This is a genomic window from Mesorhizobium sp. P2_E6 (assembly GCF_056403835.1).
In genome coordinates, this window is record NZ_JBFUEQ010000018.1 from 14,081 (window position 1) to 36,008 (window position 21,928).

Consider the following 21,928-nt stretch of genomic DNA (forward strand, 5'->3'; position numbering starts at 1 on the left):
GTCGTGAACGCACATGTCGTATCGTGTCACGAGGTATAGCGTGATCAAATACGCGATGAGGTAAAGCATGGCTAGCAATCATGACGACCAAGGTCCGGCGCAATATGCCTCTCCTCCCTGCTTCATGCATGAACTCGATCCCGCGTTTCAGACACCACTAGCCGACTGGACCGACGTCCGGCGCTGGCGCAAGGCCGAGCGCGAACGCCTGATCGCCGCGCGTCTCGCCGTTTCGGCCGACGCGCGAACGGTGATGTCGCAGCGCATTGCGCAAGGTCTCGACGCAATCGTCGGCGAGATCGTCGGCCGCATGGTCAGTCTCTACTGGCCGTTTCGCGGCGAGCCGGACCTGCGCCCATGGATGGCGTCCGTCAATGCGCGCGGCGGCCGCACCGCCCTGCCCGTTGTCATCGAGAAAGGTCAGCCGCTGATCTTTCGCCCCTACGCGCCGGGCGACCGGCTGGAAAAAGGTGTCTGGAACATCCCGATCCCGGCCGAGGGCGATCCGGTGCTGCCCGACATCGTCATTGCGCCAATCGTCGGCATCGATCCTCGAAACTACCGCCTGGGCTATGGCGGCGGGTTCTTCGATCGCACGCTGGCGGCGATGCCGTTCAAGCCGCTGGTGATCGGCGTCGGCTATGAGTTGCAGCGTATCGCCACCATCTACCCGCAGCCGCACGACATCCCGATGGATCGGATCGTCACCGAGGCCTAACACCCTGTTTGGAAAATGAGACCGGCTGGATTTCTGTTCCGCTGCGAAGCAGCGCAAATGTCATGTGACAAAAATCCGACTTGGTCGATAAATAGTCTGATCTTCAAGGGAACCATGCCGCGGCGTTTCGACATGCGCTCCGGGCGGATCCAACAGTGTCCGGTAACTCCTAGGATTGGCTGCGTCACAACGGATGATAAGATGATCGGACGAACCACAGCGGCTGCCCTTGCAATTGCGTTTTCCGTTTCGCCTTCGCAGGCGCAACCACAGCATCGTTTACCGAGCGGCTATAAATGGGGCCGCTGCCTGCTTACTGTTGACGGTCAGACTCGCATATCCGGAAGATGCTACTATCAAATCGAGAAGGGCGGCGATTTTAATATCCAGGGGCCTCGGCAAGTTTTTGCAGGTATCGACTATCCTGATACGCATAGTGGGGCTGGTGAAATGTCCAAAGACTACTGGGCAGTTGTTTACAAGGACGGTGATCTTTGGGAAGGCTATAGCAACTCGGACGTTTCCGAAACTCACGGTGACGAACGCTGGGAAGACCTTCGCCGCGAAGGGGCATGCTATGTTGGGAAGGACGTCCGGGTATGCCTTTGGCGTTAAGCCATTTCCGGCTTCATGCCCATCGCCGTGCGGTCGACGATCTCACGCAAGGCGAATGACGAGTTGATCTTGGTCACATGCGGCATCGCCGACAGCCATTCCTTGTGGATGCGTTCGTAGTCGACGAGATCCTTGGCCGCGATGCGCAGGATATAGTCGTATTCGCCCGACATCAGGTGGCAGGACAGCACATTCGGGCAGCGCTTGATTGCCGCCTCGAAATCCGACAGCGTCTTCTCGAACTGTCCTGACAGCGAAATATGCACGATCGCCGTCATCTGATGGCCAAGGGCGGCATTGGAAAGCCGGGCATGGTAGCCGCGGATGGTTCCGGATTTCTCCAGATTGTCGAGCCTGCGCGAACAGGCCGACTGCGACAGGCCAACCTTCTCGGCCAGTGCAGCATTCGGTATCCTGCCATCCTTCTGCAAAGTCTCGAGAATGGCGATATCAATCCTGTCGAGCGGCATTTTCCGTGAATCCTGCGAATATCTCACCATTTTGCGCAACGATTATCGAAAACCGCCCGTTGGCGCAAGCGCATTCGCAAACACCTGCGCAGCGATTTGTGGTTCACTCCACCTATACAGGGAACGAGCCCAAAAGGGCCGGATCAGGAGAAGAAAATGCGCGTCGGCTGCCCCAAGGAAATCAAGAACCACGAATATCGCGTCGGCCTCACGCCCGGCTCCGTCCGCGAATATGTCGCCCACGGCCATGAAGTGCTGGTCGAGACCGGCGCCGGCGCCGGCATCAGCGCCGATGACAATGCCTATCGCGCCGCCGGTGCGACAATCGCCAAGACGGCTGCCGATGTGTTCGCCAAGTCGGACATGATCGTCAAGGTCAAGGAGCCGCAGCCCAACGAATGGGCGCAGCTTCGCGAAGGCCAAATTCTCTACACCTATCTCCACCTGGCTCCGGACCCGGAGCAGACCAAGGGCCTGCTCGCTTCCGGTGTCACCGCAATCGCCTACGAAACCGTCACCGACGACCGTGGCGGCCTGCCGTTGCTGGCGCCGATGTCGGAAGTTGCCGGTCGGTTGTCGATCCAGGCCGGCGCCACGGCGCTGCAGAAGGCCAATGGCGGCCGCGGCGTGCTGCTCGGCGGCGTGCCCGGCGTGCTGCCCGGCAAGGTCACTGTGCTCGGCGGCGGCGTCGTCGGCCTGCATGCTGCCAGGATGGCGGTGGGGCTTGGCGCTGACGTCACCATCATCGATCGCTCGATCCCGCGCCTGCGCCAGCTCGACGACCTCTTCACCGGCCGCGTGCACACCCGTTACTCGACCGTCGAGGCGCTCGAGGAAGAGTGCTTCTCGGCCGACATCGTCGTCGGCGCGGTGCTGATCCCCGGCGCCGCGGCGCCGAAGCTCGTCACGCGCGAAATGCTGTCCGGCATGAAGAAGGGTTCCGTGCTGGTCGACGTTGCCATCGACCAGGGCGGCTGCTTCGAGACCTCGCACGCCACTACCCATGCCGAGCCGACGTACGAGGTCGACGGTGTCATCCATTACTGCGTCGCCAACATGCCCGGCGCGGTACCGGTGACGTCGGCCCACGCGCTCAACAACGCGACGCTCCATTATGGCCTGCAGCTTGCCGACAAGGGCCTGAAGGCGCTGGTCGATGACCACCATCTGCGCAATGGCCTCAATGTCCACAAGGGCAAGATCACCAACCGCGCGGTCGCCGAGGCGCTCGGCTACGAACTGGTTGAGCCGAAAGCCGTTCTCGCGGCCTGATTCTCCTTCAGAATTCCTCCGTCAGCCCGCCGGTTCTTGCCGGCGGGTTTTTTCTTGGGCGCGAAGGTTTTCTTGAGCGCGAGGCCGGGCAACAAAAAAGCGGAGCCAAAGCCCCGCTTCCTCGATATCGAGATTTGCCGCCGGTTCATCCGCGGTCGGCAAATCGATCGACAATGGCTTTCTAGCGCGATTGTGCGACGGGAGTACGACAGGCCCTCGCCCAGCGTTCCAATGCCTCAGACGCGCTCGATGCGACACTGGTAGCAATTGTTGCGTGCCGAGCGGACATGAACGTAGGCGATATCGTCGCGCTCGAAGAGGGCCTCGGCTCGCGCTGCAATTCTTCCGGTCGGGATGACACCGCCGCTGCCGTAGACGATACGATTATCCCTGCCGTAGCCGCGCACGATGTAGTCAGGGCTTTCGAGAATCTCAGGTAGCACCTCGCTCTCGGCGGCGCGGTCGCATTCTTCGGCATGCAGGAAGATCGGCCCGGTTTCGGCATAAGGCTGAAGCTCCGGGAATGGCCGATAGGCCAGAACGAGGTAAACGTCGCCAGCGGCGATGTTCCTCAGACAGTGCCGACAAGGCATGCCATCGCCGTCGGAAATCTTTCGTTCGGGCGTTTGGCCGTAGGCATCCGAGCCGCCGTGCTGCAATGCCCTGACATTTTCGGTCGGCAGCGCTTTGAACTGAATGGTCATGGTGGGATCTCCGGTGTAGTCCACCGGAAATTATGCCCTCAAGTTGACGCTTCCCACCCGATTCCTGCGCAGTGGCGGATGCTTCGGATTTTTGGCTGATGTCACGGCCTCATGACGCTGGCCGAGCGTTCTCCGAAAGGCAGCGGATGCACGATTTCCTTCTTTTGCGCCACCGGCGCAAAGCCGAGCTTCTGGTAGAGCGGCAAAGCCGCCGGATGATCGAGTGTGCAGGTCTGCACTGTCACCCGCTTCGGCCCGTACGACCACGCTGCTGCGATCGCCGCCCCCAGGAACCAGCGGCCGATGCCTTGCCCGGTCGCATGTTCCATCATGCCGAAATAGGCGAGCTCGACTTCTTCCGGCAGATGCGGCTTGAGGTCGAAGAAGCCGGCCGGCGCGCCGTCGAGGTAGAGCACTCTGATGTCGCGGTCCTCGCGGTGGATGCCGGCCGAAAGCTCCTCGTCATCCAGCCTCAGCACGTTGACCCAGTGCCATTTGCGTCCCACCCTATCCATCAAATAGCGGTAGAAATGCAGGGGAATGTCCTTGGTCTTCAGCAGGGCGACCTGACGGTTGTAGGGCACCGGCGGCGAATAGGCTGGAGGCACATGCATTTCGAGGAACGTGACCGTGACATCGATGTCTTCCAGCGCACCGTTTTCCATCGTCTTCATTCCTTGCCGGTCACGACCGGCGTGTCGGAGAGCCCACCCCACTCCGTCCATGAGCCGTCGTAAAGTCTGTTGTCGGTATGGCCAAGCGTTTCCAGCGCCAGCGTCGCCACCGCGGCTGTAATGCCGGAACCACACGAGGTGATGACGGGTTTCGACAGATCGATGCCGGCCGCCTCGATCACCTTGCGCAAGCGGTCCTTCGACAAGAGCTTGCCATTTTCCGACAGCGCCGAGTAGGGCAGATTGCGCGCGCCAGGCATATGGCCGGAGCGGATACCGGCGCGCGGTTCTGGCTCCGTGCCGGCAAAGCGGCCCGGTCCACGGGCGTCGGCGATCTGGCTTTCCCCGGTATCGACGATCCGGCGCATGTCGGCGAGGCTGGCAACGCGACCGGCGTCGAAATCGGCATGAAACACACTTGGCGCGATCCTGGTCGGTTCGGCCGTCACCGGCCGGCCGGCCGCTTTCCAGCCATCGAAGCCGCCGTCCAGAATATAGGTCTGGAAGACGCCCATCACTCGGAACATCCACCACGCCCGAGGCGCCGAGAAGAAGCCCGGACCATCATAGATGATGATGGTGTCGTCGGCCGAAACGCCCATCGATCCGACATACTGGGCAAAATGCTGCGGTGACGGCAGCGTATGCGGCAGCGGCGAATCCGGGTCCGAAACCGCGTCCTGATCCAGAAATCGTGCGCCCGGAATGTGGGCCGCGCCGTATTCGCCGCGCGCATCGCGCTTTTGCGCCGGCAGATACCAGGATGCGTCGATGATCGTCAGGCCCGGCTCGCCGAGGCGCTGCTGCAGCCAATCCGCGTCGACGGTGAAAGGACTGTCCTCGGCCATTTTTTCTCCTGCTCGCCGTTTGGCGGTGATTGTCCGATTAAAGTGCGTCGCGTTGAAGCGGATTCAAGCGACGCGCTTTAAGTCTTTGTTCTCATGCAAGTCGTTGACCCAACATCGAGGCCACTTTCTTGGGCGACATGCATCAGGTCGCCGGCATCGTGCCGAAGCGGATGCGGAAGCGTCTGTTTTCACGGCCCTTCTTCTCGATCTTGCCGATATGGATTTCGCCGACCTCACCAGTGCTTTTGACATGGGTGCCGCCGCAGGGCTGGCTATCGACCGAAGCGTTATCACCGATGCAGACCAGGCGGATCTTACCGGTGCCAACAGGCGGCCGGACGTTCTTGGATTTCACCAGGCCCGGGTTGGCGGCCAGCTCCTCGTCGCTGATCAGCCTGGTGAAGATCGGGTGATCGGCCCGCACCAGATCCATCAGGCTCGCCGTTACGTCTTCCCTGGTGAAGCTGGCGTCGGGAATATCGAAATCGACGCGGCTGTCATCCTCGGAAACGGACGCACCGGTGATCGGGAACGGGCAGACCACAGTGAGCAGGTGGCAGGCCGCGTGCATGCGCATCAAAAGATGCCGGCGCTCCCAGTCGATCGCCAGGCTCAAGCGTTCACCGACCTCGGGAACCCTCTGCTCCAACGCCGGGACATGGATGATCTCGTCCTTGGTCTCGCCCGTAATGGTGGCGGCGATGGCGATGCGGCTGCCGTCGGCGCGCTCCAGATGACCGATATCGCCCGGCTGGCCGCCCGATGTGGCGTAGAAGATCGTCCTGTCGAAAATGATGCCGCCGCGATCGTTGACGGCAATGATTGTGGCGTCCGCTGTCCGCAGATAGGCGTCGTCGCGAAACAGCGCTTCGGTCCTGTGCGCCATCACGCGACCTTTTCGAACGGCACAGAAATCGTGCTCCGCTGCTCCATCCAGCCCGGTATCGGCAGGTTCTTCTCGCGCAGGAATTCCGGGTTGAACAGCTTCGATTGATAGCGCGTGCCATAGTCGCAAAGAACAGTCACGATGGTGTGGCCGGGGCCCAGTTCGCGCGCCAGCCGGATCGCGCCGGCAATGTTGATGCCGGTCGAACCGCCGACGCACAGTCCTTCTTCCTGGATCAGGTCGAAGACAATCGGCAGCGCATCTTCGTCCGGGATCTGGAACGAAAAATCCGGCGTGAAGCCATCGAGATTGGCGGTGATGCGCCCCTGCCCGATGCCTTCGGTGATCGAGCTGCCATCGGACTTCAACTCACCGCTGGTGTAGAAACTGTAGAGCGCGGCTCCCAGCGGATCGGCCAGCGCGATCTTGACGTCCTTGCGCCTGGCCCTCAATCCGAAGGCGACGCCGGCCAGCGTTCCACCCGAACCGACCGCCGAGACAAAACCGTCGACCTTGCCGCCGGTCTGGTTCCAGATTTCCTCCGCGGTGGTGCGGATATGGCCGTCACGGTTGGCGACATTGTCGAACTGGTTGGCCCAGATGGCGCCGTTCGGCTCCGTCCGCGCCATCTGCTCGGCCAGCCGCCCCGACAATTTCACGTAATTGTTGGGATTCTTGTAAGGTACCGCGGGCACCTCGATCAGCTCGGCGCCGAGCAGTCTGATGGTGTCCTTCTTTTCCTGGCTCTGTGTGTCTGGAATGACGATGACCGTGCGGTATCCCAGCGCCTTGGCGACCAGCGTCAGCCCGATACCGGTGTTGCCGGCCGTTCCCTCGACGATCACACCGCCGGGCCTCAGCAGCCCGCGCTGCTCGGCGTCGCGGATGATGAACAGGCCGGCGCGATCCTTGACCGACTGGCCTGGATTCATGAACTCGGCCTTGCCCAGGATCTCGCAGCCGGTTTGTTCAGACGCTTTGTTGAGGCGGATCAGAGGCGTGTTGCCGATCGCGTCGATCACAGAACGGGGCATTCAGGATTCCTTGTGCAGCTGTGCCGAAACCGTAGAAACCCGAAGCTTCGGTTTCAAGGCAAGAATTTGTCTGGACCAGTCGCATTTGCGGCATTGTTATCGCGGCCAACGCTTCTCAATATCGCCTTCATGCGCCACAGTTCATTTCCTCACTGTGATGAAAGCACTCTTTTCATTCGATTTCTTCATCGCTAGAGCAAGGTACGAGCAAGTCGACAGGGCGCAGCATGACACTCTATCGGGCCAATCCGAAGCACGGCGTCGCCTGGATCACGGGCGGCAGCAGCGGCATTGGCCGTTCGCTGGCCAGGGATCTTGCGGCCCAAGGCTATACCGTCGCGGTGACGGCGCTCGACGACGATCCGATCGACACGCTTGTCGTCGAGACCGCGCAGATGCCGGGCAGTGTCACGGCCTTTCCCTGTGATGTCACCGACGAGCCGCGCATGGCAAGGACGGTCGCCACGATCGAGAAGGAACTCGGGCCTATCGTGCTCGCCGTCTTCAATGCCGGGAACTACATTTCGACGCCGGGTGAGAATCTTGTCGTCAACGACTTTCGCCGGTCCTTCGATGTCAACTATTTCGGCATCATCAACGGCCTGGTGCCGGTCATCCAGCGCATGCGTGTGCGGGCACGCGGCCATGTCGTGCTGGTCGGCTCGGTCACCGCCTATTTCGGCTGGCCGACCACGGCCGCCTATGGCGGCACCAAGGCGGCGATCAACATCCTGGCCGAGTCGCTGAAATACGACTTCGACAAGATGAATGTGCGTGTCCAGGTGATCAACCCGGGCTTCATCGACACCGCTCTTACAGAGAAGAACATGCTGCCGATGCCGGGGCTGATGCCAGTCAGCCGCGCGACGCGCCGCATGGCGCGGGGCATCAAGTCCGGCGGCTTCGAAGTCACCTTCCCGCGCCGGCTGAGCTGGCCCCTGAAAGTGCTCAGCCTGCTGCCGAGGCCGCTGTGCAGAGGGGTGATCGGCCTGATGACCAACTGGAAGGCGCGGCCGCTGCACTACGACCGGAAGCCCCAAAGCGAATAGAACGCCATCGAGATTGGCAGGCTCCCTCTCCGGGGCATGGCGTTGCCCGATAGTGACCGCCGCCATAGGTTGAGAAATTGTTCTTTGGAGTCTGCGATGGGGCGACGGATCGTGCTTGCTGTGCTTGGCCTTGTCGTTGTCCTCGCACTGGCTTTCGTGCTTGGCCCGCGCGTACCCGTCGACACCACGATCCGTTTCGATCCCTCGGTCATCGGCGACGATCCGCAGGCCTATGTGGCGAAGACAGAGGGCGCCATACCCGGAATCCGTGACGGGCTGGAGAAAGAGATCGTCTGGGCCAATCCGATGGTGCATGCCAGGACGCCGCTGTCGATTGTCTATATCCACGGCTTTTCCGCATCGAAGGGCGAGGTCCGCCCGCTGTCGGACGAGGTGGCCGACCAGCTCGACGCCAATCTGTTCTACACCCGCCTTACCGGTCACGGGCAGGACGGCGCGGCGATGACGCAAGGCAGCGTCAATGCCTGGATCAACGACTATGAGGAGGCGCTCGCCATCGGCAGGGCGATTGGCGACAAGGTGATCGTCATCTCGACCTCGACAGGCGGCTCGCTGGCGACATGGGCTGCAACGCAGCCGGGCGCATCGGACGGGGTGGCGGCGATCGCGTTCATCTCGCCGAATTTCGGCGTCAGGGCGTCCGGCGCCGAACTGCTGACCATGCCCTGGGGCAAGCAGATTGCCGAGCTTGTCGGCGGCAAGGAACGCAGCTTTCCGACCCGTAACGCCCTGCACGAAAAATTCTGGACGCACAAATATCCGATGGCCGCGACACTGCCGATGGCGGCGCTGACGGAGCTCGCCTACGCAGCGCCGGTGGAAAAGGCGACCATCCCTGCCCTGTTCATCTTTTCCGATTCCGACAGGGTGGTGCGCGAGGACCGCACCCGCGAAATCGCCGGGCGCTGGGGCGCGCCGCATGAACTAGTGCCGGTCGACGACACTGGCGATCCCGACCACCACGTCATCGCCGGCGACGCGCTGTCGCCTTCGACCACGGCCTATCTCGCGCAAAGGATTGCCGTCTGGGTCGAGGCGGTGGCCAAATAGGCTCCTGACGAAAAAAGGGCGACCGAAGTATCGCTTCGGCCGCCCTTTCCTTGTCAGTCACGGCAATCAGCCAGCCCAGGCTTGACCGATTACAACGCGGTCTGGCTTACGCAGCCCGCGCCGCCGGACGCTTGCCGCCGAAGCGGCGCTTGTTGTTGCCCTTGAAAGGCTTGGCGCCTTCCGGCTTACGCTCGCCAGCGAAGGCCGGCTTGTCGCCGAAGCGCTTCTTGCCGAAGCCGTTGCCCTTGTTCTCACCACCCGGCCGCCTGCCGTCACGACGACCATTGCGGTCGTTGCGGTCATTGGCGGGCTCGAAGCGCTCGTTCTTTTCAGCCGGATTGCGCAGCGGATCAGGGCTGCCGAGATGGTCGGCAACGATCGGCAGCTTGGTGCGGATGATGCGCTCGACCTGACGCAGCTTGCTGTTCTCCGAAGGATCGCAAAGCGTGATGGCAATGCCGTCCATGCCGTTGCGGCCGGTCCGGCCGATGCGATGGACATAGCTTTCGGCTTCGTCCGGCAGGTCGAAATTCACGACATGGCTGATGCCGGGCACATCGATGCCGCGCGCCGCAATGTCGGTCGCCACCAGAATGCGCACCGAGCCCTCACGGAAATCGTTCAGCGCCTTCTGACGGGCGTTCTGCGACTTGTTGCCGTGGATGACGGCGGCCTTGAAGCCGTCGCGCTCGAGGTCCTTGGTCACCCTGTCGGCACCGTGCTTGGTGCGCGAAAAGATGATGACGGACTTCATCGCCTCGTCGGCGAGCATCGTCGACAGCACCTGGCGCTTCTGCTTGGTGCGGGCAAAGACGACGCCCTGCACGATCTCGGCGGCCGCGGTGCTTTGCGGCGCGACTTCGACGCGGATCGGGTTCTTCAGCAGACCCTTGGCCAGGTCGGCGATTTCATTGGGCATCGTCGCGGAGAACAGCACCGTCTGACGGTCGGGCGCGGTCGCCTTGGCGATGCGCTTGACGTCGTTGATGAAGCCCATGTCGAGCATGCGGTCGCCCTCGTCCAGCACCAGCCACTTGGTGTCGGCAAGCATGAGGTCGCCTTCGCGCACCAGATCGGTCAGGCGACCGGGCGTTGCGATCAGGATGTCGACGCCGGGCGCGACCTTCTTCACCTGGCTGAAGCGCGAGACGCCACCCAGCACAAGTGCGGTCGAGACATGCGCGCCCTTGGCGAGGATCTTGATGGTGTCCTCGATCTGCACGGCAAGTTCGCGCGTCGGCGCCAGGATCAGCGCACGCGCCGTCTTCGGCCGGCGCTTGGTGCCGAGAGCGATGATCTTCGACAGGATGGGCAGCGCGAAGGCAGCCGTCTTGCCGGAACCAGTCTGGGCGATGCCGAAAATGTCACGGCCTTCCATCTGCGGCGGGATCGCCTGCGCCTGGATCGGCTTCGGATCGGTAAAGCCGGCGGCATGGGTCGCCTTGAGCAGCGCACCCGTAATTCCCAGTGCTGCGAAACCGGAGAGTTCCCCAGTTTTATCAGCAAGCAAAGTGTTTTCGTTGGTCAAAATATTCTTCTTTCACGCGGCCTCTGGCCGCAAACATCAATGGCGGCAGGGCGCAACCTGCCGTCGGATAAATTGTCATGGAACGACAAGGCGGGCGGACGGTTTCGTCCACTCGGCTGCGCTGTCGTGCCCGCAGGCATCATGCCACGGGGCTTTTTCGCCACTTTGTGATTTACCGGAAAGAGGGGCCGATATACCGGAAAGAGGGAAAACAGACGCAACCAGTCTCATTTGTCGAGAAGGCCGGATTGTTCCCGGCCCAAGCGCCTATGTCGCCGCATATGGCCCAGTTCGCGGTCAAATGCAAGGGCCGTCATGCTGCAGCGCAACAAAACCACGGCGCAAGCGGTCCTTGCGCTCGCCCGCCCGCACGATTACCACGAAATGCCGCTGGCTTGGGAGGTAACCGATGAAGGACGTGCTGAAAGAACTCGAGCGCCGCCGTGACATCGCCCGCATGGGCGGCGGCCAGGCCCGCATCGATGCACAGCACAAGAAGGGCAAACTCACCGCGCGCGAACGCATCGAGGTGTTTCTCGACGAGGGCTCGTTCGAGGAGTTCGACATGTATGTCGAACACCGCTCGACCGATTTCGGCATGGAGAAGACCAAGATCGCCGGCGACGGTGTGGTCACCGGCTGGGGCACCGTCAACGGCCGCCCGGTCTATCTCTTCGCCAAGGACTTCACCGTGTTTGGCGGTTCGCTGTCGGAAGCGCATGCCGAAAAGGTCATCAAGGTGCAGGAGATGGCGCTGCGCAACCGCGCGCCGATCATCGGCCTCTACGATGCCGGCGGAGCGCGTATCCAGGAAGGCGTGGCCGCACTGGGCGGCTATGCCGAGATCTTTCAGCGCAACGTGCTCGCCTCCGGTGTCATTCCGCAGATTTCGCTGATCATGGGCCCCTGCGCCGGCGGCGACGTCTATTCGCCGGCGATGACCGACTTCATCTTCATGGTGCGCGACACCTCCTACATGTTCGTCACCGGACCGGATGTGGTGAAGACCGTCACCAACGAGACGGTGACCGCCGAGAGCCTTGGCGGTGCCTCGGTGCACACGACGAAATCCTCGATCGCCGACGGCGCCTATGACAATGACGTCGAGGCGCTGCTGCAGATGCGCCGGCTGGTCGACCTGCTGCCCGCCTCCAACACATCGGAGCTTCCGGAGATCGAATGCTATCAGTCGGTGACCGACCATGATCAGTCGCTCGACCGGCTGATTCCCGACAACGCCAACAAGCCGTACGACATCAAGGAGTTGATCCTTAAAGTTGCCGACGAAGGCGACTTCTTCGAGATCCAGCAGAATTTCGCCAAGAACATCGTCACCGGGTTCGGACGGGTCGAGGGCCGCACCGTCGGCTTCGTCGCCAACCAGCCGATGGTGCTGGCCGGCGTGCTCGATTCAGACGCCAGCCGCAAGGCGGCGCGTTTCGTGCGCTTCTGCGATTGCTTCTCAATCCCGATCGTCACCTTCGTCGATGTTCCGGGCTTCCTGCCCGGCACGGCGCAGGAATATGGCGGGCTGATCAAGCATGGGGCGAAACTCCTGTTCGCTTATGCCGAGGCCACCGTGCCGAAGATCACCGTCATCACCCGCAAGGCGTATGGCGGCGCCTATGACGTGATGGCGTCAAAGCATCTGCGCGGCGACATGAACTATGCCTGGCCGACGGCGCAGATCGCCGTGATGGGCGCCAGGGGCGCGGTCGAGATCATCTACCGCAAGGACATCGGTGATGCAGAAAAGATCGCAGCCCATACAAAGGCTTACGAAGATCGCTTCCTGTCGCCCTTCGTCGCCGCCGAGCGCGGCTATGTCGATGAGGTGATCATGCCGCACTCGACCCGTCGCCGCATCGCGCGCGCGCTCCGGATGCTGCGCAACAAGGACATGCAAAACCCCTGGAAGAAGCACGACAACATCCCGCTGTGAGGCGCTGATGTCGCGTCTGGTCCTTTCTATGGGAACGAGCTTCGGCAGGTTTGCCATCCTGCTTTTTGCCCTACCGCTTTTCTGCCCTGTGCTGCTGTGGCTGTTGTTGCTTGACCGAAATCCGCTCGCGGTTGTCGCAGGCGGTGTTGTCGCCATACCGGCCGCAATGCTGGCTTTTGTTCTGTTGATCGGAGCATTGTTCGCCGGCTTTCGGTCCAGCCAGGTACAAGGCATCTCCCAGCATTCGGCCCCCAAATTATGGGCTGTGTGGGAAGGTGTTGCTGGCAAATATCGTGCCGGTCGAACAACGATTGTGCTGAGCGACAACCTCAACGCCAGTATAGGGGAAGAGCGTCCGTTTCTCGGCCTGCTTGGTCGTCGGGTGATCTTGACGGTCGGTATTCCGTTGCTTGCGGTGACCGACGACAAGGCGTTTGCGGCGATCTTGGCCCATGAGGACGCGCATCTGAGAAACAGAGATACAAACGGCGGACTCAATCTTGCCGAACTCGACAAAAGCTTCGACTTGATCTTCGACTACGCCCCTCCGGGGAGGACCCTTTCCGGCAGTTTGTTTTACTGGTTGCTCAGTCCACTGTCATCCGCGATGGAACGCGAAGGAATACGGTTGTCACGACGGGCGGAGATCGATGCCGATCGTCATGCAGCGACGTCCGGCGATGCATACCAGGCAGCGCGTGCACTGCTGCTGATCGGCGCAGCCGACGCGTTCTTCGAGCATCGGGTTTATGATCCACTCAAGCGTGAATTGCTTGGCACGATGGTTCCACCTCCTCCACCGCTCGATAGAGTTTTGAGGGCAGCCAAGGAACTGACGAGCCACTCCATCCTGCAAGAGTATGCTCAAAAGGCCTGGGATGCCCCAGACAACGAAAGTGCCGATCATCCGCCATGGTCCGAACGTCTGGCTGCGCTCGGATACAGCTCGGTCCCTGCGATGGAGCCGGTTTTGGTTTCAGCCCTTTCCAGCCTTTTGAGCAATGAAGTTGTTACCGAGCGCGTTCATCATTTCGATGGTGAATGGACATCGAAGGTCGCCGACCATCTTGATCGATAGGTAGCCACCCGGATTGTTTCTGGGAGCGGCTACTCCTCTTCCGCCGCGCCAAATCCTGCCCCCATGGTGGCACGGACGGAACTGCCCCAGGGCGTCGCGTGGTTGTCGATGCGCATCTGGAAGATGAAATAGGTCGGCGAGCAGAAGCCGATACCCTTGATCTTGCCGATGCCAGGGGTATCGGGCGGCAGCGATTGGCACATATAGTCCTCGCGGCAGAAATGATCGGCCGAACAGGCCGGCCGGTTGCCGCGGTTGACGGCGCCGCCAAGGCATTGGTCGAAATTGTTGGTGGCCACGCAGATGTCGAATTTCTTGCCGCCGACCAGCCCGCAGATCTCGTTCGGCATCGGCTTGCCGGATTTGAAGCCCGCGAAGGCGCGGTCCTTGTCGTCGCAGCCGCGATAAGCGATGCCGCCAGGCACGCCGATCTTCGGCGGACGGCAGGTGTAGCCAGTGCGCGAGACATCCTGCGCAAAGGCCGCGAACTGGCCTGATATTTTGAAGCGATCGTTGAAAGGCTGCGTTGCGTTGCTGGCGATCGATCCGGTCAGGCAGGGATGGCCGGAAAACATGTCGGGACTGTCCTTGGGCAGCAGGCATTGCGCCAGCTTCGTCCGCACACCCGAAGCGCTGGCCAGCGGCGTGCAGATGGTGCCGCCGCCGCACTGCCAGGTCTTGCCGAAGCGTGCGGCATCGTCCGGCATCAGGCACGGCATTGCCATCTCAGCCGGCGCGTAGTCGATCGCGCCGGCGTCCGTCCAGGCAGCCGGTGGTGCAATGGAGAGCGGGCGGAAGCGGTTCGGCTCCTTGCCTTGCGCCATGGCGCGCAGCCAGGCCTGGCGGCGCGGTATCTCGGCGTGAAGATGCGGCGAAATGCCGACCTCGATGCGGTTGAGCGGCGAGGTCGTCTTGTCGTCGAGGCCGATGAAATGGAAACCGGCGGTGGAACCAGCCTGATGGCAACCCTGGCAGGCGCCATTGTCCAGCCGTTCGATGAGAGCTTCCGGTGTGCGCAGCAGTTTGAGCCCGGAATAGTCGAGCGATGCGAATTCCCCGGGCTTAAGCAGTGGCGTGAACGGGTGGTTGGCCTGCCGCGCGCTGCCGAAGGTCGACCACGAGATGACCTTCCTGGCCAGGAATTCGTCGGGGATTTCGTAGACGCCTTCGTCGACGGCCGGCAGATTGGCGCTGACATAGGCGGCGAGCCTTGCTTTCAGGGCCGCGTCTTGCGAAAGCCGTGCGGAGTCAGGCGTGTTCTCCAGCGGCTTCTCGCTGACGGCGCCGCCATCGATGCCGAATATCCGCATGAGATAGGCGGCCTGGCCGCCGAACTCGGTTTCCTGGCCAGAGGGAAAGCGCACCACCTGGGCGTTGAGTTCCAGCTGCTTGAAGGTCAGCCCGGCTTTCTCCAGCGGACCGCCAGTCAGCCAGCCAGCATCGACGGTCTCGTCAAGCTGTGGCGTCCAGCGTCCGGCAACGCCGACACAGCCGCCGTCGGCATCGGGCGCCGCGCTGTAGACGGCGTTGAAATTGAACGGCAGACGCGACGCCAACAGCTTGCCATTTTTGCGAAAACTGTAGGCAAGGCGGTAGATGAAACGCACCTCGCCGCAGCTCTTGTCACCCAGCAGGGCCGCGAAGTCGCGACGGTCGAGCCGGTTGACGACGCCGACCAGCCGGAAGCGCGCGGCATCGGTCTTCAGCCAGCGCATGTCCATGATGCGGCCGACATTGCCGTCGGTGACCTCGTAGAGCGGCCGCCCGCCGGCCTTCATGTCGGCGCGCAGCGCGGCGACATCGGCCGCCACAGTGTCGACGACAGCGTGATAGGCCGGCGCCTTGTCGTAGAGAGCTTTCAGGTCGCCCGCGCCCGCCGCGCCAAAAATATCGGCAAAGCCGTAGCCCTTGGCATCAAGTGCGGCGAGTACCGCCGGATCATCGACGATCGTCACAGGACCTTCGGCGCGCGCTGCCGACGCCACGAAGACAGCAAGGAGGGTGGCGAGCAGCAGAGCCAGGGCGCGGCTCATCGAGCGGCCGAACGTGCTTCGACAAGGTCGCGCAGCACCGGCACCAGCGCCGGCGGCAGATCCTCGGCGATCAGCCCCGGTCCGAACCGGCTGCCGGCTTCAGCATGAATCCACACCGCGGCGCAGGCCGCTTCGAAGGCGGGCATGCCTTGCGCCAGCAGCCCGGCGATGACGCCTGACAGCACGTCGCCCGATCCTGCGGTGGCCAGCCACGGCGCGCCGTTGGCGTTGATCGCCGCCCTGCCGTCAGGAGCGGCGATGACGGTGTCGGCGCCCTTGTAGACGATGACGGCATTGGCACGCACGGCGGCTGCGCGGGCCTTGTCGAGCTTGGAGGACGCAACGTCATCGGCGATATCGGGAAACAGCCTGGCGAACTCCCCTTCGTGCGGGGTCATCACCAGGGCCGGCGCGCCCGGTTGGCGAGAAGCTTCGAACAGGACGTCCGGCGCCTCACGAAAAGAGGTGATCGCGTCGGCATCGAACACGAGGCCGTCAATCCGGGTTGACGTGCCGCTAGGCTGGGCAGGGCTGAGCAGCGCGAGTGCAAATTGCCGGGTCTTTTCGCCAATGCCGAAACCGGGCCCGAGAACAAAAGCCGACGGCCGGCGTTCGTCGATGAACGAGGCGATGTCGACGCTGTCATCGGCCTTGCGCAGCATGATTGAGGTGAGATGCGCAGCGTTTACCTGCATGGCATTGGCCGGCGACAGCACGGTGACTGCCCCTGCCCCGCTTCTCGCGGCGGCAAGTGCCGACAGCCGCGCCGCGCCGGTGGCGCTCGGACCGCCGGAAAAGACGCCGACATGGCCGCGCTTGTATTTGTGCGCGTCCACCGCCGGCACGGGAAATTCCCGCAACCACAGGTCTGGCACATTCTCAAAAGTCGACACGGCGAGTTGGGCGATGATGCCGTCGCCTATGCCGATATCAGCGAGCACGATTTCACCACATTGCTCTCGTCCCGGGAGCAGCAAGTGGCCGGGCTTTTGCCGCGCGAAGGTGACGGTGACCTCGGCGTGAAACGCCCTGCCCAATATTGCGCCGCTGGCTCCTGAGACACCCGACGGCAGGTCGACCGCGACCACAGGCAGGCGCAGAGCTGTTGCAGTGTCGACGGCTTTCACGGCATCGCCGGCCAGCGGCTTGGACAGCCCTGCTCCGTAAAGCGCGTCGACGACAATCGAGCCGGCCACGGCGGCAAAATCCGACAGTGGCCGAGGTTTCACCGGGCATTGCGCGGCGGCGAGCGCCGCATCGCTTTGCGGCCTCGGCGTGCCGCTCGCCCAGATCGTTGTGCTTACGCCGCTGCCGGCCAGCAACCGGGCAACGACATAGCCATCGCCGCCATTGTTGCCGGGGCCGCACAGCACATGGACACGCGTCGCTGCGGGATAACGCGCCAGGACCACGGCCGCGACCGCTTCGCCGGCACGGCGCATCAGCCCGAAGCCATCGAGCGGACCAGCGGCAATCGCCAGCCGATCGGCCTCGCTCATTTCGGCCGGGGAAAGAAGTTCGTTGCTCATGGATTGCCGATCTGCATTCGATCAAGCATTGTCCACTTTTCGATCCGAAGCAAACGAAGGGGAGTGGCGAAATTTGCGGCCATATCGTTGGAATGAGGGCGTCGCAGGCACAAAACTGCCCGCTGAATAGGCGATATGCCTAATTGTTGTGCGGATGCACTTGCTGGCTCCTTCGTGGCTCCAGCGGCCCATGGCGCACCTGATGCAGTGAATGACGCGAATTTGCTTCCCGGCGCGGCGCGGCTTTGAAATCGTATGAGACCGCTTCAAATCTGTCCAATTGGCACAGTTCGTGCTTGATGGAGGCGCAAGCGGGGGTTCACAACCCGTTTTTTTGGCAGTGGAGGCCACTTTTTACATGAAAAAGATCGAAGCGATCATCAAGCCATTCAAGCTGGACGAAGTGAAGGAAGCGCTTCAGGAGGCCGGACTGCAAGGCATCACCGTCACCGAGGCCAAAGGCTTCGGGCGTCAGAAAGGCCATACCGAACTCTACCGCGGCGCCGAATATGTCGTCGATTTTCTGCCCAAGGTGAAGATCGAGGTCGTGCTTGGCGACGACGCGGTCGAAGGCGCGATCGAAGCCATCCGCAAGGCGGCCCAGACAGGCCGTATCGGCGACGGCAAGATCTTCGTCTCCAACATCGAGGAAGTCGTGCGAATCCGCACTGGCGAAACCGGCATGGACGCGGTCTGATCCGACCCCGCCATCCGCCTGAAAACCGTCATCATCAAAAAACGTCATCAAACAGGGATACATGACATGACGACAGCCAAAGACATCATGAAGCAGATCAAGGACAACGACGTGAAATTCGTCGACCTGCGCTTCACCGATCCGAAGGGCAAGCTGCAACACGTGACGATGGATGTCATCGAGGTCGAGGAAGACATGTTCGCTGATGGCGTCATGTTCGACGGCTCCTCGATTGCCGGCTGGAAGGCCATCAACGAGTCCGACATGGTGCTGATGCCCGATGCGGACACGGTCCACATGGACCCGTTCTTCGCGCAGTCGACCATGGTCATCCTGTGCGACATCCTCGATCCGGTTTCGGGTGAATCCTACAACCGCGATCCGCGTGGCACGGCCAAGAAGGCCGAGGCCTACATGAAGTCGGAAGGCATCGGCGACCAGATCTTCGTCGGCCCCGAAGCCGAATTCTTCGTCTTCGACGATGTGAAATACAAGGCCGACCCTTACAACACCGGCTTCAAGCTTGATTCCACCGAACTGCCCTCGAACGACGACACCGACTACGAGACCGGCAATCTCGGCCACCGTCCGCGCATCAAGGGCGGCTATTTCCCGGTGCCGCCGATCGATTCCGCGCAGGATATGCGCTCGGAAATGCTGACTGTGCTCGCCGAAATGGGCGTGCGGGTCGAAAAGCACCACCACGAGGTGGCGGCCGCCCAGCACGAACTCGGCATCAAGTTCGATACGCTCGTGCGCAACGCCGACAAGATGCTGATCTACAAGTATGTCGTGCACCAGGTCGCCAACGCCTACGGCAAGACGGCCACCTTCATGCCGAAGCCGATCTTCGGCGACAATGGCTCGGGCATGCACGTCCACCAGTCGATCTGGAAGAACGGCAAGCCGACCTTCGCCGGCAATGAATATGCCGGCCTGTCGGAAAGCTGCCTGTTCTACATTGGTGGCATCATCAAGCATGCCAAGGCGATCAACGCGTTCACCAACCCGCTAACCAACTCCTACAAGCGTCTGGTGCCGGGCTACGAAGCGCCGGTGCTGCTCGCCTATTCGGCGCGCAACCGCTCGGCATCCTGCCGCATCCCGTTCGGCTCCTCGCCCAAGTCCAAACGCGTCGAGGTCCGCTTCCCCGATCCGGGCGCGAACCCCTACCTCGCTTTCGCCGCCATGCTGATGGCCGGTCTCGACGGCATCAAGAACAAGATCCATCCCGGCCAGCCGATGGACAAGGATCTCTACGACCTGCCGCCGAAGGAGCTGAAGAAGATCCCGACCGTCTGCGGTTCGCTGCGCGAAGCGCTGCAGAGCCTCGACAAGGATCGCGGCTTCCTGAAAGCCGGCGGCGTCTTCGACGACGATCAGATCGACAGCTACATCGAGCTGAAGATGGCTGAGGTGATGCGCTTCGAAATGACCCCGCATCCAGTCGAGTACGACATGTACTACTCGGTCTAAGATTCGACAGACTATTCAAGCCCTTGAAAGAGTTCCCTCTTTCAAGGGCTTTTTGCTGCGCTCCGATGGGCCCCGCCTGTACCGACAGGTCCGCGCCCATCGCGATGGACGCACCTTTGCCTTTGAGCTTTTCGGCGTGTGTGAATGCCTGGGTTGCTGAGCCCGCGTTTCATGGGCTGGCAGAAACAGTTCGGTCGATGGTGAACATGAAAGCCAGGAGCGAGCGGCGCACTGCCTCAGGCTACAGTGACCGCTCGTCCGGCGCCCACGCCTATGCTGCCGTTCAAGTAAACCCCGCCCGTCCGAACAGCATCGCGTGACGTAACCCCAAGCGCTTCGAATACGCATGCTGCACTGCGATCTGTCAACGCCGCCAAACCGGCTGCGGACAGCCGATTCCGCAACATGAACAGATGGTTATGGAAGGGTGCGAGGTCACGGATAGTGCTCAAAATGCCAGTTTTCCGGGCTTTCTGGCGGGCTGCCGCCGGAAACTGGAACAGTGGCAGCCAAGGGCTCGACCGGATTCGCGACCGCCTGCATTGCCTGACTTTTTCTGGGTATGTTTTGCCCGAGGCCCGATCCGCCGGGCAACGGCAAAAAAGAACCCCAGCTTTCGCCGGGGTTCTTGGATGGACTTGGATGAATCTCAGACTGTCACGGCATGGACGTGAAGTCCCGATTCGAATGACTATGCGGCTGCCGAAACCTCAGCGCTCGCCGGCACCGAGGCGATCGTCTTCAGAATCTGCGAGGCGATCTGGTAGGGGTCGCCCTGGGAATTCGGACGGCGATCTTCCAGATAGCCCTTGTAGTCGTTCTTGATGAAGGAATGCGGGACGCGGATCGAAGCACCACGATCGGCGATGCCATAGCTGAACCTGTTCCACGGCGCGGTCTCATGCTTGCCAGTCAGGCGCTTGTCGTTGTCCGGGCCATAGACGGCGATGTGATCCATCAGGTTCTTGTCGAAGGCCGCCATCAGCGCTTCGAAATAAGCCTTGCCGCCGACTTCGCGCATATAGGCGGTCGAGAAGTTGGCGTGCATGCCCGAGCCGTTCCAGTCGGTGTCGCCGAGCGGCTTGCAATGGTACTCGATGTCGATGCCGTATTTCTCGGTCAGGCGCTGCATCAAATAGCGGGCCATCCACATCTGGTCGGCGGCCTTCTTGGAGCCCTTGCCGAAAATCTGGAATTCCCACTGGCCCTTGGCCACTTCGGCGTTGATGCCTTCGTGGTTGATGCCGGCTGCAAGGCAGAGATCGAGATGCTCTTCGACGATCTGGCGCGCGACGGAGCCGACATTGGAATAGCCGACGCCGGTGTAGTACGGGCCCTGCGGTGCCGGATAGCCGCTTTCCGGGAAGCCCAGCGGACGGCCGTCCTTGTAGAAGAAATACTCCTGCTCGAAACCGAACCAGGCGCCCTCGTCGTCGAGAATGGTGGCGCGCTTGTTGGAGGCATGCGGCGTGACGCCGTCAGGCATCATGACTTCGCACATGACAAGCACGCCGTTGCTGCGGGCCGGATCCGGATAGACAGCGACCGGCTTCAGCACGCAATCGGAGCTGTGGCCTTCGGCCTGCTGTGTCGACGAACCGTCAAAGCCCCACAGCGGAAGCTGCTCGAGCGTCGGGAATTCGGCGTATTCCTTGACCTGCGTCTTGCCGCGAAGGTTGGGGACCGGGGTGTATCCATCGAGCCAAATGTACTCGAGCTTGTATTTCGTCATTCTAGCCTCTCGTTGCTTGATCACCGAACACTGGACGGCGTCGACATGCGTCTGCCACCAGCAGCCGGCCTGCCGGATCACTAAAATGCAATTCGTGTGCCACTCTTGAGCTGCAGGGTGCGGCAAAATTGACGCCGCATTCGATTGAAGTTGGCAAGCCGCCTAAGCAATGCGTCGAGATCAATCACAATCGCAATTCGCACAAATAATAGGCAAATAATGATCTTTTCATAGGCATATTGCCTAACTTGATTGCAGACCTTATCTTCGAGGTAGGTTGAATCGACAAGGTTCGGCATAAGAAAGGAGCCCGACAATGGAAATCATTTCCACGCGTCCGTCGGCAAAAATTCTGATGTTCCCGGCGGCAGCGCGCGTCTCTGCCTCAAATTTGAGCGGCAAGGCTAAGTTTGCGGCAGAGCTTGCCTCACTGCGCGGTGTTCGGGCGGATTTCGGCGACGGCTGGTATCACGATGCGGCGATAGAGGACGCGAAGCAGGACCGTCAAAGCTAAGCCCCATCGCATGACTATCATTGAAAAACCCGGCGCGATCGCTCGCGCCGGGTTTTCG

21 protein-coding genes are annotated in these 21,928 nt (G+C 61.7%); 10 read left to right on the top strand and 11 right to left on the bottom strand.

All coding sequences use genetic code 11. The annotated features are described in order from the left end of the window. Nucleotides 1-67 precede the first annotated feature (67 nt). Nucleotides 68-718 carry a 5-formyltetrahydrofolate cyclo-ligase gene (locus tag AC1D08_RS31520; protein ID WP_457154487.1) on the top strand — a complete coding sequence of 217 codons (651 nt, stop codon included), beginning with the start codon at nt 68-70 and terminating at the stop codon, nt 716-718. Nucleotides 719-919: 201 nt separating this feature from the next. Further along, nucleotides 920-1,333 carry a hypothetical protein gene (locus AC1D08_RS31525; RefSeq protein ID WP_143748960.1) on the top strand — a complete coding sequence of 138 codons (414 nt, stop codon included), beginning with the start codon at nt 920-922 and terminating at the stop codon, nt 1,331-1,333. On the opposite strand, the gene AC1D08_RS31530 is transcribed toward AC1D08_RS31525, so the two are convergent. Next, nucleotides 1,330-1,803 carry an Lrp/AsnC family transcriptional regulator gene (locus AC1D08_RS31530; protein ID WP_010909317.1) on the bottom strand — a complete coding sequence of 158 codons (474 nt, stop codon included), beginning with the start codon at nt 1,801-1,803 and terminating at the stop codon, nt 1,330-1,332. The genes AC1D08_RS31525 and AC1D08_RS31530 overlap by 4 nt on opposite strands. A 156-nt stretch (nt 1,804-1,959) precedes the next feature. Between AC1D08_RS31530 and ald the strand changes: the two genes are divergently transcribed. Beyond that, nucleotides 1,960-3,075: an alanine dehydrogenase gene (gene ald / locus AC1D08_RS31535; RefSeq protein WP_457153862.1), complete on the top strand. Its 1,116-nt coding sequence runs from the start codon at nt 1,960-1,962 to the stop codon at nt 3,073-3,075. A gap of 21 nt (nt 3,076-3,096) precedes the next feature. Here the strand turns inward: ald and AC1D08_RS31540 are convergent, their stop codons facing one another. The 6 genes from AC1D08_RS31540 to AC1D08_RS31565 all read right to left on the bottom strand — a co-directional run bounded on the left by AC1D08_RS31540 (nt 3,097) and on the right by AC1D08_RS31565 (nt 7,221). Continuing rightward, nucleotides 3,097-3,249: a hypothetical protein gene (locus tag AC1D08_RS31540; RefSeq protein ID WP_457153863.1), complete on the bottom strand. Its 153-nt coding sequence runs from the start codon at nt 3,247-3,249 to the stop codon at nt 3,097-3,099. A 62-nt stretch (nt 3,250-3,311) separates the two neighbouring features. Then, entirely contained in the window at nt 3,312-3,779 is a 468-nt protein-coding gene (locus AC1D08_RS31545; protein ID WP_457153864.1) for a DUF1203 domain-containing protein, read from the bottom strand. Nucleotides 3,780-3,880: 101 nt separating this feature from the next. Further along, on the bottom strand, nt 3,881-4,444 hold the full coding sequence (locus AC1D08_RS31550) for a GNAT family N-acetyltransferase (protein WP_095091816.1): 564 nt from the start codon (nt 4,442-4,444) through the stop codon (nt 3,881-3,883). A 5-nt stretch (nt 4,445-4,449) separates the two neighbouring features. After that, entirely contained in the window at nt 4,450-5,301 is an 852-nt protein-coding gene (gene sseA, locus AC1D08_RS31555) for a 3-mercaptopyruvate sulfurtransferase (protein WP_457153865.1), read from the bottom strand. 142 nt (nt 5,302-5,443) lie between these two features. Continuing rightward, nucleotides 5,444-6,187 carry an alanyl-tRNA editing protein gene (locus AC1D08_RS31560; RefSeq protein WP_457153866.1) on the bottom strand — a complete coding sequence of 248 codons (744 nt, stop codon included), beginning with the start codon at nt 6,185-6,187 and terminating at the stop codon, nt 5,444-5,446. Next, nucleotides 6,187-7,221: a cysteine synthase A gene (locus tag AC1D08_RS31565; protein WP_457153867.1), complete on the bottom strand. Its 1,035-nt coding sequence runs from the start codon at nt 7,219-7,221 to the stop codon at nt 6,187-6,189. The genes AC1D08_RS31560 and AC1D08_RS31565 overlap by 1 nt, the downstream gene beginning before the upstream one ends. Before the next feature lie 227 nt (nt 7,222-7,448). On the opposite strand from AC1D08_RS31565, the gene AC1D08_RS31570 reads away from it, so the two are divergent. Then, a complete protein-coding gene (locus AC1D08_RS31570; protein ID WP_095091643.1) occupies nt 7,449-8,270 on the top strand; it encodes an SDR family oxidoreductase in 822 nt (273 codons plus the stop codon). A 96-nt stretch (nt 8,271-8,366) separates the two neighbouring features. Continuing rightward, on the top strand, nt 8,367-9,341 hold the full coding sequence (locus AC1D08_RS31575) for an alpha/beta hydrolase (protein ID WP_457153881.1): 975 nt from the start codon (nt 8,367-8,369) through the stop codon (nt 9,339-9,341). Nucleotides 9,342-9,447: 106 nt separating this feature from the next. Here the strand turns inward: AC1D08_RS31575 and AC1D08_RS31580 are convergent, their stop codons facing one another. Then, the gene (locus AC1D08_RS31580; protein WP_457153882.1) at nt 9,448-10,869 is read right to left on the bottom strand and encodes a DEAD/DEAH box helicase; all 1,422 of its coding nucleotides are present in this window, start codon (nt 10,867-10,869) and stop codon (nt 9,448-9,450) included. Nucleotides 10,870-11,278: 409 nt separating this feature from the next. Between AC1D08_RS31580 and AC1D08_RS31585 the strand changes: the two genes are divergently transcribed. Next, nucleotides 11,279-12,811: an acyl-CoA carboxylase subunit beta gene (locus AC1D08_RS31585; RefSeq protein ID WP_095091646.1), complete on the top strand. Its 1,533-nt coding sequence runs from the start codon at nt 11,279-11,281 to the stop codon at nt 12,809-12,811. A 7-nt stretch (nt 12,812-12,818) separates the two neighbouring features. Next, nucleotides 12,819-13,889: a M48 family metallopeptidase gene (locus AC1D08_RS31590; protein WP_477424991.1), complete on the top strand. Its 1,071-nt coding sequence runs from the start codon at nt 12,819-12,821 to the stop codon at nt 13,887-13,889. 29 nt (nt 13,890-13,918) lie between these two features. On the opposite strand, the gene AC1D08_RS31595 is transcribed toward AC1D08_RS31590, so the two are convergent. Then, nucleotides 13,919-15,922, bottom strand: coding sequence for a hypothetical protein (locus AC1D08_RS31595; protein ID WP_457153796.1), 2,004 nt, complete (start codon nt 15,920-15,922; stop codon nt 13,919-13,921). After that, a complete protein-coding gene (locus AC1D08_RS31600) occupies nt 15,919-17,451 on the bottom strand; it encodes an NAD(P)H-hydrate dehydratase (protein ID WP_457153795.1) in 1,533 nt (510 codons plus the stop codon). The genes AC1D08_RS31595 and AC1D08_RS31600 overlap by 4 nt, the downstream gene beginning before the upstream one ends. Nucleotides 17,452-17,809: 358 nt before the next feature. On the opposite strand from AC1D08_RS31600, the gene AC1D08_RS31605 reads away from it, so the two are divergent. Then, the gene (locus tag AC1D08_RS31605) at nt 17,810-18,148 is read left to right on the top strand and encodes a P-II family nitrogen regulator (RefSeq protein WP_006205430.1); all 339 of its coding nucleotides are present in this window, start codon (nt 17,810-17,812) and stop codon (nt 18,146-18,148) included. A 66-nt stretch (nt 18,149-18,214) separates the two neighbouring features. Further along, complete coding sequence (gene glnA, locus AC1D08_RS31610; protein ID WP_095091650.1) at nt 18,215-19,624, top strand: type I glutamate--ammonia ligase; 1,410 nt, start codon at nt 18,215-18,217, stop codon at nt 19,622-19,624. Nucleotides 19,625-20,315: 691 nt separating this feature from the next. Here glnA and AC1D08_RS31615 read toward each other — a convergent pair. After that, nucleotides 20,316-21,356 (bottom strand): glutamine synthetase beta-grasp domain-containing protein, encoded by a 1,041-nt coding sequence (locus tag AC1D08_RS31615; protein ID WP_477227099.1) that lies wholly within the window; start codon nt 21,354-21,356, stop codon nt 20,316-20,318. 316 nt (nt 21,357-21,672) lie between these two features. On the opposite strand from AC1D08_RS31615, the gene AC1D08_RS31620 reads away from it, so the two are divergent. Continuing rightward, a complete protein-coding gene (locus AC1D08_RS31620; RefSeq protein ID WP_457155357.1) occupies nt 21,673-21,870 on the top strand; it encodes a DUF2735 domain-containing protein in 198 nt (65 codons plus the stop codon). The last annotated feature ends 58 nt before the right edge of the window (nt 21,871-21,928 follow it).

What these genes read in the sequence shown, in the direction of transcription:
- AC1D08_RS31520 (WP_457154487.1), top strand. Translation starts at nt 68, where the DNA reads ATGGCTAGCAATCATGACGACCAAGGTCCGGCGCAATATGCCTCTCCT.
- AC1D08_RS31525 (WP_143748960.1), top strand. Translation starts at nt 920, where the DNA reads ATGATCGGACGAACCACAGCGGCTGCCCTTGCAATTGCGTTTTCCGTT.
- AC1D08_RS31530 (WP_010909317.1), bottom strand. Translation starts at nt 1,803, where the DNA reads ATGCCGCTCGACAGGATTGATATCGCCATTCTCGAGACTTTGCAGAAG.
- ald (WP_457153862.1), top strand. Translation starts at nt 1,960, where the DNA reads ATGCGCGTCGGCTGCCCCAAGGAAATCAAGAACCACGAATATCGCGTC.
- AC1D08_RS31545 (WP_457153864.1), bottom strand. Translation starts at nt 3,779, where the DNA reads ATGACCATTCAGTTCAAAGCGCTGCCGACCGAAAATGTCAGGGCATTG.
- AC1D08_RS31550 (WP_095091816.1), bottom strand. Translation starts at nt 4,444, where the DNA reads ATGGAAAACGGTGCGCTGGAAGACATCGATGTCACGGTCACGTTCCTC.
- sseA (WP_457153865.1), bottom strand. Translation starts at nt 5,301, where the DNA reads ATGGCCGAGGACAGTCCTTTCACCGTCGACGCGGATTGGCTGCAGCAG.
- AC1D08_RS31560 (WP_457153866.1), bottom strand. Translation starts at nt 6,187, where the DNA reads ATGGCGCACAGGACCGAAGCGCTGTTTCGCGACGACGCCTATCTGCGG.
- AC1D08_RS31565 (WP_457153867.1), bottom strand. Translation starts at nt 7,221, where the DNA reads ATGCCCCGTTCTGTGATCGACGCGATCGGCAACACGCCTCTGATCCGC.
- AC1D08_RS31570 (WP_095091643.1), top strand. Translation starts at nt 7,449, where the DNA reads ATGACACTCTATCGGGCCAATCCGAAGCACGGCGTCGCCTGGATCACG.
- AC1D08_RS31575 (WP_457153881.1), top strand. Translation starts at nt 8,367, where the DNA reads ATGGGGCGACGGATCGTGCTTGCTGTGCTTGGCCTTGTCGTTGTCCTC.
- AC1D08_RS31585 (WP_095091646.1), top strand. Translation starts at nt 11,279, where the DNA reads ATGAAGGACGTGCTGAAAGAACTCGAGCGCCGCCGTGACATCGCCCGC.
- AC1D08_RS31590 (WP_477424991.1), top strand. Translation starts at nt 12,819, where the DNA reads ATGTCGCGTCTGGTCCTTTCTATGGGAACGAGCTTCGGCAGGTTTGCC.
- AC1D08_RS31595 (WP_457153796.1), bottom strand. Translation starts at nt 15,922, where the DNA reads ATGAGCCGCGCCCTGGCTCTGCTGCTCGCCACCCTCCTTGCTGTCTTC.
- AC1D08_RS31600 (WP_457153795.1), bottom strand. Translation starts at nt 17,451, where the DNA reads ATGAGCAACGAACTTCTTTCCCCGGCCGAAATGAGCGAGGCCGATCGG.
- AC1D08_RS31605 (WP_006205430.1), top strand. Translation starts at nt 17,810, where the DNA reads ATGAAAAAGATCGAAGCGATCATCAAGCCATTCAAGCTGGACGAAGTG.
- glnA (WP_095091650.1), top strand. Translation starts at nt 18,215, where the DNA reads ATGACGACAGCCAAAGACATCATGAAGCAGATCAAGGACAACGACGTG.
- AC1D08_RS31615 (WP_477227099.1), bottom strand. Translation starts at nt 21,356, where the DNA reads ATGACGAAATACAAGCTCGAGTACATTTGGCTCGATGGATACACCCCG.
- AC1D08_RS31620 (WP_457155357.1), top strand. Translation starts at nt 21,673, where the DNA reads ATGGAAATCATTTCCACGCGTCCGTCGGCAAAAATTCTGATGTTCCCG.